The organism is Luteibacter yeojuensis, assembly GCF_011742875.1.
Lineage (GTDB): Bacteria > Pseudomonadota > Gammaproteobacteria > Xanthomonadales > Rhodanobacteraceae > Luteibacter > Luteibacter yeojuensis.
This window is the reverse complement of the sequence record NZ_JAAQTL010000001.1, coordinates 2,315,310-2,327,744: the sequence shown is the minus strand read 5'-3', so window position 1 is coordinate 2,327,744 and position 12,435 is coordinate 2,315,310. Positions and strand designations below refer to the sequence as shown.

Sequence of the window (12,435 nt, the reverse complement as noted above, 5' to 3'; positions counted from 1 at the left end):
TGGGCCTCCTTCGTCCAAGGATCCACCGTGTCCACCCACGACCCCATCGTCTTCCTCTTCGACGTCGACAACACGCTCATCGACAACGACCGCTTCAGCGCCGACCTCGCCGCGCGGCTGGAGCGCGAACTCGGTGCCGAAGGCCCCGCGCGCTATGCCGCTGTCGACAAGCAGATCCGCGCCGAGGTGGGTTATGCCGATTACCTGGGTGCCTTGCAGAAACTGCGCGGCAAGGGCGGCGATCCCGCCTACATGCGCCTGTCGTTCTTCCTGCTCGATTACCCGTTCGACGAGCGCCGCTTCCCGGGCGTTCCGGAAACCGTCGCGCACCTGCGCACGATGGGACGCCCGGTCATCCTGTCCGACGGCGACACCGTGTTCCAGCCGCGCAAGATCCGCCGAGCGGGCCTGTGGGACGCGTTCGCGAATGATGTGCTGATCTACGTGCACAAGGAAGAGATGCTCGACGACATGCGCGCGCGGTATCCCGCGGACCACTACGTGATGGTCGACGACAAGCCGCGCATCCTCGTCGCGATGAAGAAACTGCTGGGCGACAAGGTGACGACGGTCTTCGTGAAACAGGGTCACTACGCGGCCGCGGCGGGCAAGGAACTGGAAGAGACGCCGCCGGACATCGCCATCGACACCGTGGCCGAACTGGCGAAGATGCGCCGCGAGGATTTCCTACCCGAGCGCTTGGCGAAACAGCTGTAGGAGCCGCTATAGCGGCGAGGGGACGTGCCTCGCGGCTTCATCGCTCCGTTGGCTTCCCGCCGCTGTAGCGGCTCCTACAGAAGAAGGCGCTCAGGCCTCGAAAGCGGCGCGCACCCATTCCACCTCGTCGCCTTCGAAGGCGATCACGTCGAAACGACAGGGGCGGCGCGCGTCCCGCGGATGCCAGGCCAGCCAGAGGTGTGCGGCGCTGACGAGCTTGTGCCGTTTGGCCATCGTGACCGAGCCCAGCGCACCGCCGAACGCGCCGCTGCGGCGAAAGCGGACCTCGACGAAGACGAGGGTCTCGCCGTCGCGCATCACGAGGTCGATCTCGCCGTGCCGACAGAGGAAATTGGCGTGCACGAGGCGCAGGCCCCGCGCCTGGAGGTACTCGCGCGCGGTGTCTTCGAAGCGGTTGCCGGTGGCGCGACGTGCCGTGGTCTTCTTTGCGGGCGGGGCCAAGCGAACTCTCCTGGTTCGCACCCGCCGGGATCAGCCGCCGCCGCTCTCGACGTCCGGGGCCGTGGCAGGCGCTTCGAGTTCGAGGCTACCCGCGACCGGTCGCGCCACGCCGTCGGCGAAGCGCGCCCAGATGAGTACGCGGCGCACGCGGCCGAACTCGTCCGCGACCAGCTGGCCGGTGGCACCCGGCAGGTAGCTGCCGGGGTGGCCGCGCATCCAGTCGATGTACGGCACCAGGCCCCATGCGTCCATGCCGAAGGCGAACAGGCGTGCGGCCACGCCGCGGGTCGCAGGCAGTGCGTCGTTCAGCGCGGCGCGGCGCGGCAGGCCCGGCTGCGCGTCGAACAGCCACGGTGCATCGCAGAACTCGACCCCTTCAAGATCGCGATCCGCCGTCGGATCGTCGCCGCCCCCGTAGATGTGCGAGGTGGCGAACACCGGTAGCGTGTTCTTCGCGAGGCGCAGCTGCGGGAGCAGCAGGCGGGCCTGCTGGGGCTTCATGCTGATGAAGACGCCACTGGTGGCGGGATCCTGGTCCACCGGCTCGGACAGCTGCGAGGCGAAGTCGATGCTCCCCGAATCGAGGGTCACCTGGCCCGCCAGCGTGCCGCCGCGCGCCTGCCATTCGGCCTTGAAGGCGTTGCCGGCGCGGCGGGCGAAGTCGTCGGTGGAGACGATCACGGTGGCGTTGCGCATGCCGCGGTCGGCCATGTGGTCGGCCACCTGCGCGCCCTCCGTTTCCGGCAGCAGGCCGAATTCGTTGGCGCCCGCGGGCGGAAGGTTCTTGTTGTCGTTCGGGTAGTTCAGCGTGAGCATCGGCGCGGGCAACGCGCCCTTGGCGAAGATGGCGGAGACGCCGTCGCGGTTCAGTGGGCCGATGACGAAGCGTGCGCCTTCGGCCACGGCCTTGTCATAAGCGGCGACGACGTGCTGGGCATCGTTGCCGGAGTCGTACACCGCCACCTCGGGGCGCGGTGCCCCGTTTTGCGCCGACTCGAGGTAGTTGGCGAAGAAGCCGTCGCGGATCGCCGTGCCGGCGCCGGCGAGGGGGCCGGAAAGCGGCAGCAGCAAGGCGACCTTGGTCGGCACCTTGTAGCCTTCGCGCACACCCTTGTCGCCGGTCACGGTGCCCACGGCCTGGTCGAGCACGGCCGGCGAGCGGGTCACACTGCCCAGCTGGGCCTGGGCCTCGACCACCCAGGGTTTCATCGGGTCGTCGGCGGGAAGGGCGCTACCCCGTTCCGCCAGCGGCTGGGCGCCGAGGCCGGTGAGCAGGGCGAGGATTTCCCTGCGGTTCTGCTCGCGGTCGATGCCGCGGAGCCCGCCGTCCAGTTCGATACGGGTCTGCGCCGCGCTCCAGGCATCGCCCGCGGCGGCCTGTGCCCGCGCGCGAAGTTCGGCGAGACGCTGGTCGATCTGTGGCGATACGCGGGCGGAAGGCTTTCCGGTAAGCGACAACGCCGTTTTCGCGTCGTTGTTCTTCAGGGCGATTTCCGCCCGGAGCGCGTCGACACGCAGGGCGTCCTCGCCTTCGAGCCGCGAGCGGCGGATATCGGCGACGATGGGTGCGGCGCGGTCGAGCGCGCCCTCCTGACGATAAGCCTCCGCCGCGAGCAGCTTGTAATAGTCGCGATGGCTGCCGTCCTGGTCGGCCAGGGCGAGGTAGGCCTGTGCGGCCTGGTCGAACTGGCCCTTGGTGTAGAGCGCCTGCGCGGCCTGCGTGGCCGCGCCCGAAGGCGGCGCCCCATGCTGCACGCCGCCTTGGGTCACGCAGCCGGCAAGGCCGGCGGAAAGCAGGAGGCCGAGGGTGGTCGCACGGATCGATCGCATCGAAAGATGTTCCTTGGCTGCACGGGCGCCACAGGACGCCGAAACGTCCGGATCATAGCCCATCGATTCGCGAGGCCGGCGTGAGGCGGGCCGTTTCCTTGTGCAATAGCGAAAGCCTGCTCCGTGTAGGAGCCGGCTACGCCGGCGATCCCGCGGCAGCGGGCAAGCTTGTCGCAAGCACCCATCGCCGCTGAAGCGGCTCCCACAAAAACAGCGGCTCCTGAACGGAGTCAGGCGCCGTAGAGCGCCTTGCGCGGCGCACCGGTGATGGCCGCCGCCAGCTTCGCCGCCTTGGCCGGGGGCAATTCGTCCTTCAGGATCGCGAACACGCGCAGGCCCTCCGCCAGCCGCTCGTCCTCGCCGGCTTCGCGCCCGGCGACCATCACCACGAATTCGCCCTTCTGCTGGTTCGGATCGGCCGCGACCTGGCGAACGAGATCGTCGAGCGTACCGTCGAGGACGGTTTCGAACATTTTCGTCAGCTCGCGCGCCACCACGGCCTCGCGGTCCGCGCCGAAGGCCCCGCGCATGTCCTCGAGCGATTCGAGGATGCGGTGCGACGACTCGTAGAAGATCAGCGTTCGCGCCTCGCCTGCCAGTTCGCCAAGGCGCGAGCGGCGCCCACCCGCCTTCGCGGGCAGGAAACCTTCGAAGATGAAGCGGTCGCTCGGAAGTCCGGCCACGGACAAGGCCGCCACGACCGCGCTCGGGCCCGGTACCGGGCTCACCCGGAAGCCGGCCGCCCGCGCAGCGCGGACCAGGCGGAAGCCGGGGTCGCTGATCAGCGGCGTCCCGGCATCGGAGACGAGGGCGACGTCGTCCCCGCCGCGCAGGCGTTCCAGGAGACCGTCCACGGCCGTGCGCTCGTTATGGTCGTGCAGGGCGACCAGCGGCGTGTCGACGCCGAGGTGCTGGAGCAAGGGCCGCGTATGCCGGGTGTCTTCGGCCGCGATCACCTTCGCCCGCCGGAGGGTCTCGATGGCGCGCGCGCCGATGTCGTCGCGATGGCCGATGGGCGTGGCGACGACATGGAGGGTGCCTGGGCGGGAGGGGGACATGAGGCAAGGCCGGAGTGAATCGCAGCCATCGATTCTAGCGCGCCTGTAGGAGCCGCTATAGCGGCGAGGGAGCATGCCGTAACTGTGGGAGCCGCTATAGCGGCGAGAAGCCAACGGAGCGATGAAGCGGCGAGGCATGCCCCCTCGCCGCTATAGCGGCTCCTACAGAGGCGGTTCGCGGCTATACTTCCCCACGGAGTCGGCCGGACAGTCGCGTTGCGCCTTGTGCGCATCGAGGAAAGTCCGGGCTCCACAGGGCAGGGTGCCAGGTAACGCCTGGGCAGCGTGAGCTGACGGCCAGTGCAACAGAGAGCAGACCGCCGATGGCCCCTCATAGGGGATCAGGTAAGGGTGAAAGGGTGCGGTAAGAGCGCACCGCGTGCGGGGCCAACGTCGCACGGCACGGTAAACCCCACCCGGAGCAAGACCAAATAAGGGAACCATGACGCGGCCCGCGTCGTTCCCGGGTAGGTTGCTGGAGCCTGGCGGCGACGCCAGGCCGAGAAGAATGACTGTCACGTCGCAAGACGCACAGAACCCGGCTTACAGGCCGACTCCTTTTCTTCCAGGTACCGCGGCGCCGCTTCCCCGGCGTCGCGGTCTCCTTGTAGGAGCCGCTATAGCGGCGAGAAGCCTACGCAGCGATGAAGCGGCGAGGCAGGTTCCCCTCGCCGCTATAGCGGCTCCTACACGTTCGCCTTCGGATGAATCCCCGTTCATTCCCCCCTGCGATTTCACATTCCACAAGCCTCTCGAAACGCGAAGTTCGTCGCAAAAAAACCCCACGATTCAATCACCTTCCACCAGTTCCTCAGAAATGGCTGGAAATAGCGGCGAAGGTGGCCTTTCTCCTTGATTCACAAGAAAAATTTCCTTGACAGTCTCAAGGGGCGAGACTATCGTGGGCCCCGGTGAGAAATCGTGGGATTTGGTGGGGCGGCCAGCAAACATGTTCCAAGGCGAGACAGCCATCACGGTCGACGACAAGGGTCGTCTGACGATCCCGACTTCGTATCGGGACGAGGTGGCCGACGTCTGCAAGAACCGTCTGGTCGTTACCTACAACCCCTTCGAAACCGGGTGCCTCTGGATCTTCCCGTACGCGGAATGGGAACAGGTGCGCGACCAGGTCAACGCGCTCCCCAGCGTGAAGGCCGTCCACCGTGCGCTGCAGATGAAGCTGGTGGGTGCCGCGGCCATCGTCGAACCCGACGGAGCCGCCCGCATCCTCCTGCCGTCCAGCCAGCGTGCGGCCGCCGGAATAGAAAAGAAGGCCGTCCTGCTGGGCATGGGCAACAAGTTCGAGCTTTGGAGCGAACAGGCCCACCTCGCGAAGATCCGCCAGACGATCGGCGAGGACGAGATCAGCGACGACATGGCGGACCTTCGGTTGTGACGACGAACTAATACGAGGTTTTTGGTGGAACGGGAGCGGGATGTGGCGACGGCGGGGCGCAATGTGCACATCCCTGTGATGCTCGACGAAGTGTTGGAGGGCCTCGCCTTGCGCGAGAACGGGCGCTACCTGGATGGGACTTTCGGTCGCGGCGGGCATGCCCGGGCGATCCTCGACCGTCTGTCGGCAGACGGCCGCCTGTTCCTCATGGACCGCGACCCGGCCGCCATCGCCGTGGCCGAAAAAGGCCTCGCCACCGATCCGCGCGTTTCGCTGCGTCACGACAACTTCGCCGCCATGGGCGAATGGCCGGCCCTCCAGGGCGGTCTCGACGGCGTGCTGCTCGACCTCGGCGTGTCCTCGCCGCAGCTGGACGATGCCAGCCGCGGCTTCAGCTTCATGGCCGACGCGCCGCTGGACATGCGCATGGACACCACGCGCGGCATCAGTGCGGCCGATTTCCTCGCGGAAGCCGACGAGGCCGAGATCGCCGACGTGCTCTGGACCTTCGGCGAGGAGCGCTTCAGCCGCCGCATCGCCAAAGCCATCGTGGAACGCCGCGCCACCGCACCGATCGCCCGCACGGGCGAGCTGGCCGAACTGGTCGCGCGCTGCGTCGGGCGTCGCGAGCCCGGCAAGAACCCCGCCACCCGCACCTTCCAGGCGCTGCGCATCCGCGTGAACGCCGAGCTGGAATCGGTGGAGCGCGGGCTCGACGCCGCGCTGGAACTGCTGAACGTCGGTGGCCGCCTCGCCGTGATCAGCTTCCATTCGCTGGAAGACCGCACCGTGAAACAGTTCATCCGCGGGCACGAGGGCCGGGTGCAAGGCAGCCGGCGCGCCCCGCCGACGGAAGCGAAGACCGCGCGCCTGAAGCCGATCGGCAAGGCGATCTTCCCTTCCGAGGCCGAAGTGGCCCGCAATCCACGCGCGCGATCCGCCGTGCTGCGCATCGCGGAGAAGCTCGCGTGAAGGTCTTCGGCGCCATCTGCCTCTCGATCCTGCTGCTGGCGGTCATCGCCAGCGCGATCGGCGTGGTGTGGACGCGCCACGAGAGCCGTGTGCTGTTCGTCGAACTGTCGCGCCTGCAGACGCAGAAGGACGATCTGGGCGTGGAATACGGCCGCCTCGAACTGGAACAGGCGACGTACGCCGAACCCGCCCGCATCGACGCCGAAGCCCGCGGCAAGCTCGGCATGTTCACGCCGAAGCCGCAGGACATCCAGCTGGTGCGTCGATGAAGGCCCGTTACGGCAAGCCCGTCGTACCCACCCGCCGCCGCGGCCAGGGTCCCAGCCCGCGCAAGCGCATGACGGTGATCGTCGCGCTCCTGTGCGTCGCGGCGTCGGGTCTCGTCGTCCGTGCGTTCGACCTGCAGGTGGTGCGCGAGCAGTTCTACAAGGACCAGGGCGACGCGCGCTTCCTGCGCGAAATGCCCATCCCGGTCTCGCGCGGCACCATCTTCGACCGCAACGGCGAACCGCTCGCGGTGTCCACGCCGGTCGCCTCGATCTGGGCGAACCCGCCGGAAGTGCTCGAGAACGAGGACCGTATCCCCGAGCTGGCGAAGGCCCTGCACGTCGATGCCGACGACCTCAAGCAGAAGATCGCGCAGCGCGCCGACAAGGAGTTCATGTACATCGCGCGGCAGATGCGGCCGGAAGAGGCGCAGGCCATCGTCGACCTCAAGATCCCGGGCATCGCCTCGCAGCGCGAGTACCGCCGTTACTATCCGTCCGGCGCGGTGAACAGCCATATCCTCGGCTTCACCAACATCGACGACCACGGGCAGGAGGGCCTGGAGCTGGCTTTCGACGAGTGGCTGGCCGGCAAGCCGGGCGCGAAGCGCGTTATCCGCGACCGCATGGGCCATGTGGTGGAAGACGTGGAGCTGGTGCGCGAGCCGCAGCCGGGCCGCGACATCACGCTTTCGATCGACCGGCGCATCCAGTACCTCGCGTACAGCGCGCTGAAGGACACGCTGGAAAAGAACAAGGCCGAGTCCGGTTCCATCGTCATGATGGATGTCCACACCGGCGAAGTGCTGGCCATGGCCAACCTGCCGTCGTTCAACCCGAACGCGGTGCGCGGCAGCACGCCGTCGGAACGGCGCAACCGCGCGGTCACCGACGTGGTCGAGCCCGGCTCGACGATGAAGGCGTTCACCATGGCCGCGGCGCTCATGAGCGGCAAGTACACGCCCACGTCGCCGCTGATCGAGACCTCGCCCGGCAGCTGGATGATCGGCGGCCACCCGGTGCGCGACACGCACAACTGGGGCACGCTCACGCCGACGGGCGTCATCACGAAGTCGTCCAACGTCGGCGCGGCCAAGATCGCGATGACGCTGGATACCGACTTCCTCTACGGCGTGTACAAGTCCTTCGGTCTCGGCAACAGCACGGGCAGCGGCTTCCCGGGCGAGGCCGCCGGTTACTTGCCGGTGGGACGCACCTGGAAGCCGATCGAGAAGTCGCGCCTCGCCTATGGCTACAACCTCAACCTGACGCCGCTGCAGCTGGCGACCGGCTATGCGGCGATCGGCAACGGCGGCGCGTTGCGGGAGCCGAGTTTCATCAAGGGCGCCGACAACCCGCCCGACCAGGTCGTATCGCCCGAAGTGGCGCACGAACTGGTGCGCATGCTCGAAACCGTCGTGGCCCCGGGCGGCACCGGCTACGGATTCGCCTCCGTCGCCAACTACAGCGTCGCCGGCAAGACCGGTACCTCGCACAAGAACTCGGTCGGCGGTTACTACTCGAACAACTACATTTCGCTCTTCGTGGGCATGATCCCGGCGAGCGCACCGCGTCTCGTGACGGTGGTGGTCATCAACGATCCGAAGGGCGGCCGTTACTACGGCGGCTCGGTGGCCGGACCGGCGTTCGCGCAGGTGATGACGGGCGCGGTGCGCCTGCTCGACATCCCGCCGGACAACGTCGGCCGCTGGTATGCGGGCGGACCCAGCCAGGGCGGGCTGATCGGCACGAGCAGCGAGCCACCGCCGCAGGCGGACGACAGTGCGGCGGAAGAGGTGGTCCCATGACCATGCGACTCGCCGACCTGCTCCACGGATTCGCCGCCGCCCCCGGTGCCGGCGACATCGTCGTTTCAGGGCTCGGCCTCGATTCGCGCGAGATCGCCCAGGGCGACGCGTTCGTCGCGCTGCGCGGCACGAAGGGCCACGGCATCGAGTTCGCGGCGAAGGCCGTCGCGCAGGGCGCCGTCGTCGTCCTCGCCGAGCCGCCGTTCGACGCGGTCGACGCCGGCGTGCCCGTCGTGGCCGTGGACGGCCTTCGCGAGAAGACCGGTCCCATCGCCGCGCGCTATTTCGGCGATCCCTCGGAAGCGCTCGACGTGATCGGCGTCACCGGCACCAACGGCAAGACGTCCACCGTGCAGTTGATCGCACAGGCGCTGGCCTTCCTCGGCCGCAAGCCGGCGACGATCGGAACGCTCGGCGCGGGCCTGCACGGCGCCATCGCCGAAGGCGAGCGCACCACGCCCGACGCGATCAGCATGCAGGCGCTGCTCGGCGAGTTCCGCGACGCCGGCGCCACGCATGTGGCGATGGAGGTCTCCTCGCACGCGCTGGAGCAGGGCCGGGTGAACGCCATCGCCTTCGATGTGGCGGTCTTCACCAACCTCACCCGCGACCACCTCGATTACCACGGCACGATGGAAGCGTACGGCGCGGCCAAGGCCAAGCTGTTCGCCTTCGAAAGCCTGCGCGCGGCCGTCGTCAATGTGGACGATCCCTTCGGCGTGAAGCTGGCGAAGGGGTTGTCCGAGGGCGTGGCGAAGCTGCGTACGTCCATGGCCAGCGACAGCACCGACAAGGACGCCGAGGTCCGTGCCGACATCATCGTGACGTCCGCCAAGGGCCTGTCGTTCAATCTCGTCACCCCGTGGGGCGCACGCACCGTGCGCAGCGCGCTGCTGGGTCGCTTCAACGTCGCCAACCTGCTTGCCGTGGCGGCGGTGCTGGGGGCGCTGGGCGAGCCGTTCGAGCGCATCCACGCCGCGCTGGAGTCGCTGCAGCCGGTGAACGGCCGCATGAGCCGCCTCGGCGGCGACGGCCGCAAGCCGCTGGTGGTGGTCGACTATTCGCACACGCCGGATTCGCTGAAACAGGCGCTGCTGGCGCTGCGCTCGCATACGAAAGGCCGCCTGGTCTGCGTGTTCGGCGCCGGCGGCGATCGCGACCAGGGCAAGCGCCCGATCATGGCCGGCATCGCCGAGCGCCTGGCCGACGTCGTCATCGTCACCGACGACAACCCGCGCTCCGAGGACGGCGATGCGATCGTCGCGCAGATCGTGGCGGGTTTCAGCCATCCCGAGACGGTGATGGTCGAGCGCGACCGCGCGCAGGCCATCGCCCTGGCGCTTGCCGATGCGAAGGCGGACGACGTCGTCCTGATCGCCGGCAAGGGTCACGAAACCTACCAGGAAGGTCCGGAGGGCAAGCGTCCCTTCGACGATCTCGCCGTCGCCCGCGAAGCGATGGAATCGAGCAAGAAAGGAGCTCGCGCATGATGCGCCTGTCCGCCGTCGCCCTCTGGACCCGCGGCCGCCTGCAGGGCGCCGACGCCGAGGTGACCGGCTTTTCCATCGACACCCGTACGCTGAAGGCCGGCGACCTGTTCGTGGCGCTGCCGGGCGAGCACGTCGACGCACACGACTTCGTGGCCGCGGCGGCGGAACGCGGCGCCGTGGGCGCGCTGGTCACGCGTCCCGTGGACGCACCCATCGCGCAGGTGATCGTCGACGACACCCAGCTGGCGCTGGGCGACCTCGCCAGCGCGGCGCGGGCACAAAGCGACGTGCGGGTGATCGGCATCACGGGTTCCAACGGGAAGACCACGGTGAAGACGCTTACCGCGTCGATCCTTTCCCGGCATGGCCCCACCCATGTGAATGCGGGCAACTACAACAACGAGATCGGCATGCCGCTGACCCTGTTGGCGATGCCGCCGGACACGCGCTACGCGGTACTCGAGATGGGCGCCGGCAAGCCGGGCGACATCGATTACCTGGCTGCCATCGCACGGCCCGATATCGGTCTCGTGAACTCCATCGCGGCGGCGCATCTTGAGCGCATGGGCACGATCGAAGGCGTCGCCGAAACCAAGGGCGCGCTGTACCGGTCGCTGCCGGCCGAGGGGGTGGCCATCGTCAATGCCGACGACGAGCGCTTCGCCGGTTTCTTCGCCAACCTGGCCGGTTCGCGCCGGATCCTCCGCTATGCGCTCGAGCATCGCGCGGACATCGGTGCCGACATCGTCGAGGAGCGCATCGACGGCACGCACTTCGTGCTGTCCACGCCGCATGGCGACGGTGAGGTGCACCTCCCCCTGCCGGGGCGGCACAACGTGGCGAACGCGCTGGCCGCCGCGGCGATCGCCGTGGCGCTCGACGTGCCTGTCGACCTCATCGTCGAAGGGTTGGAACACGTGCCGCACGTCGCGGGCCGCCTCGACCTCGAGCCGATGCCGGGAGGCTGGACCCTGATCGACGACAGCTACAACGCGAACCCCGGCTCCGCCGCCGCGGCGATCGACACCCTGGCGCTGGCCCGCGGCGAGCGCTGGCTGATCCTGGGCGACATGGCGGAACTCGGTCCGGAGACAGTGAAACTCCACGCCGGCATCGGGCGCCTCGCCCGCGAGCGCGGCATCGAGCGCCTGCTCGCGACGGGGCCGAAGAGCGCCGCGGCGGTCGAGGCGTTCGGTCCGGGCGCGCAGCACTTCGCCACTCGGGAAGACCTCATCGAGGCCGCCTGCGCGCAGATCCATGAAGGCGTCACCTGCCTCGTGAAAGGTTCGCGTTCCTCCGGCATGGAGCGGGTCGCGGCCGCGATGAAGAAATACGCTGAAGGAGCATCCGATGCTGCTTGAACTGGCGGAATGGATGGCTCGGCACTTCACGTCGCTGCATCTGTTCCAGTACATCACCTTCCGCGCGATCATGGCCGCCCTCACCGCGCTGGCCGTATCGCTGTTGCTCGGCCCCCGGCTGATCCGCCAGCTGGCCGCGCTGAAGGCGGGGCAGGTGGTGCGCAGCGACGGCCCGCAGACCCACCTCGCCAAGGCCGGCACGCCGACCATGGGCGGCCTGCTCATCCTCTTCGCGGTGGCCATCGCCACGCTGCTCTGGGCCGACCTCGGCAATCGCTACGTATGGGTGGTGCTGCTGGTGACGATGCTGTTCGGCGTCATCGGCTTCTACGACGACTACCGCAAGCTGGTGCTGAAGGACAGCCGCGGCCTCGCCAGCCGCTGGAAGTATTTCTGGCAGTCGGTGTTCGGCCTCGGCGCCGCGGTGTTCCTCTACCAGACCCATCAGTTGCCGGCCGAGATCGCGCTCTACGTGCCCCTGTTCAAGCAGGTGGCGATTCCGCTCGGCCTGTTCTTCGTGGTGATCGGCTACTTCATCGTCGTGGGCTTTTCCAATGCGGTGAACCTCACGGACGGCCTCGACGGCCTGGCGATCATGCCGAGCGTGCTGGTGTCCGGCGCGCTGGGTATCTTCGCCTACCTCGCAGGCAACAAGGTCTTCTCCGAATACCTGGGCATTCCGTCGATCCCGGGGGCCGGCGAACTGGCGATCTTCTGCAGCGCGCTCGCGGGCGCGGGCCTCGGCTTCCTCTGGTTCAACACCTATCCCGCGCAGGTTTTCATGGGCGACGTGGGCGCCCTCGCCATCGGTGCCGCGCTCGGCTGCGTGGCGCTGATCGTGCGCCAGGAAATCGTGCTGCTGGTGATGGGCGGCGTGTTCGTGATGGAGACCGCGTCGGTGATGCTCCAGGTCGGCAGCTTCAAGCTGCGCGGCAAGCGCATCTTCCGCATGGCGCCCATCCACCATCACTTCGAACTGAAGGGCTGGCCCGAACCCCGGGTCATCGTGCGCTTCTGGATCATCAGCGTGGTGCTGGTGCTCATCGGTCTGGCTACCTTGAAGGTGCGTTGAGAA

11 protein-coding genes and 1 other RNA gene are annotated in these 12,435 nt (G+C 68.2%); 9 read left to right on the top strand and 3 right to left on the bottom strand.

What is annotated here, in order from left to right; translation table 11 throughout:
* Positions 1-27: 27 nt before the first annotated feature.
* Positions 28-717, top strand: a complete 690-nt coding sequence (locus tag HBF32_RS10650) for an HAD family hydrolase (protein ID WP_166699603.1) — start codon at positions 28-30, stop codon at positions 715-717.
* A 90-nt stretch (positions 718-807) separates the two neighbouring features.
* Here the strand turns inward: HBF32_RS10650 and HBF32_RS10645 are convergent, their stop codons facing one another.
* The 3 genes from HBF32_RS10645 to rsmI all read right to left on the bottom strand — a co-directional run bounded on the left by HBF32_RS10645 (position 808) and on the right by rsmI (position 4,067).
* On the bottom strand, positions 808-1,179 hold the full coding sequence (locus HBF32_RS10645) for a YraN family protein (RefSeq protein ID WP_166699602.1): 372 nt from the start codon (positions 1,177-1,179) through the stop codon (positions 808-810).
* 30 nt (positions 1,180-1,209) lie between these two features.
* Positions 1,210-3,009 (bottom strand): penicillin-binding protein activator, encoded by a 1,800-nt coding sequence (locus tag HBF32_RS10640; protein WP_166699601.1) that lies wholly within the window; start codon positions 3,007-3,009, stop codon positions 1,210-1,212.
* 230 nt (positions 3,010-3,239) lie between these two features.
* Positions 3,240-4,067, bottom strand: coding sequence for a 16S rRNA (cytidine(1402)-2'-O)-methyltransferase (rsmI, locus tag HBF32_RS10635; RefSeq protein ID WP_166699600.1), 828 nt, complete (start codon positions 4,065-4,067; stop codon positions 3,240-3,242).
* 195 nt (positions 4,068-4,262) lie between these two features.
* On the opposite strand from rsmI, the gene rnpB reads away from it, so the two are divergent.
* The 8 genes from rnpB (at position 4,263) to mraY (ending at position 12,432) form a co-directional block, all read left to right on the top strand.
* Positions 4,263-4,629, top strand: an RNA gene (rnpB, locus tag HBF32_RS10630) — RNase P RNA component class A.
* A 387-nt stretch (positions 4,630-5,016) separates the two neighbouring features.
* Complete coding sequence (gene mraZ / locus HBF32_RS10625) at positions 5,017-5,463, top strand: division/cell wall cluster transcriptional repressor MraZ (RefSeq protein WP_166699599.1); 447 nt, start codon at positions 5,017-5,019, stop codon at positions 5,461-5,463.
* Positions 5,464-5,487: 24 nt separating this feature from the next.
* Entirely contained in the window at positions 5,488-6,435 is a 948-nt protein-coding gene (gene rsmH, locus HBF32_RS10620) for a 16S rRNA (cytosine(1402)-N(4))-methyltransferase RsmH (RefSeq protein ID WP_338039765.1), read from the top strand.
* Positions 6,432-6,704, top strand: coding sequence for a cell division protein FtsL (gene ftsL, locus HBF32_RS10615; RefSeq protein WP_166699598.1), 273 nt, complete (start codon positions 6,432-6,434; stop codon positions 6,702-6,704). The genes rsmH and ftsL overlap by 4 nt, the downstream gene beginning before the upstream one ends.
* Positions 6,701-8,509, top strand: a complete 1,809-nt coding sequence (locus tag HBF32_RS10610; protein ID WP_240147818.1) for a peptidoglycan D,D-transpeptidase FtsI family protein — start codon at positions 6,701-6,703, stop codon at positions 8,507-8,509. Before ftsL ends, HBF32_RS10610 begins: the two co-directional genes overlap by 4 nt.
* Complete coding sequence (locus HBF32_RS10605) at positions 8,506-9,999, top strand: UDP-N-acetylmuramoyl-L-alanyl-D-glutamate--2,6-diaminopimelate ligase (protein WP_166699597.1); 1,494 nt, start codon at positions 8,506-8,508, stop codon at positions 9,997-9,999. The genes HBF32_RS10610 and HBF32_RS10605 overlap by 4 nt, the downstream gene beginning before the upstream one ends.
* Positions 9,996-11,360: a UDP-N-acetylmuramoyl-tripeptide--D-alanyl-D-alanine ligase gene (locus tag HBF32_RS10600; protein WP_166699596.1), complete on the top strand. Its 1,365-nt coding sequence runs from the start codon at positions 9,996-9,998 to the stop codon at positions 11,358-11,360. Before HBF32_RS10605 ends, HBF32_RS10600 begins: the two co-directional genes overlap by 4 nt.
* Entirely contained in the window at positions 11,350-12,432 is a 1,083-nt protein-coding gene (gene mraY / locus HBF32_RS10595) for a phospho-N-acetylmuramoyl-pentapeptide-transferase (protein ID WP_166699595.1), read from the top strand. The genes HBF32_RS10600 and mraY overlap by 11 nt, the downstream gene beginning before the upstream one ends.
* Positions 12,433-12,435: the final 3 nt, after the last annotated feature.

Coding starts and splice junctions, on each gene's coding strand:
- mraZ (WP_166699599.1), top strand. CDS start 5,017: ATGTTCCAAGGCGAGACAGCCATCACGGTCGACGACAAGGGTCGTCTG.
- HBF32_RS10605 (WP_166699597.1), top strand. CDS start 8,506: ATGACCATGCGACTCGCCGACCTGCTCCACGGATTCGCCGCCGCCCCC.
- HBF32_RS10640 (WP_166699601.1), bottom strand. CDS start 3,009: ATGCGATCGATCCGTGCGACCACCCTCGGCCTCCTGCTTTCCGCCGGC.
- HBF32_RS10600 (WP_166699596.1), top strand. CDS start 9,996: ATGATGCGCCTGTCCGCCGTCGCCCTCTGGACCCGCGGCCGCCTGCAG.
- HBF32_RS10610 (WP_240147818.1), top strand. CDS start 6,701: ATGAAGGCCCGTTACGGCAAGCCCGTCGTACCCACCCGCCGCCGCGGC.
- mraY (WP_166699595.1), top strand. CDS start 11,350: ATGCTGCTTGAACTGGCGGAATGGATGGCTCGGCACTTCACGTCGCTG.
- rsmI (WP_166699600.1), bottom strand. CDS start 4,067: ATGTCCCCCTCCCGCCCAGGCACCCTCCATGTCGTCGCCACGCCCATC.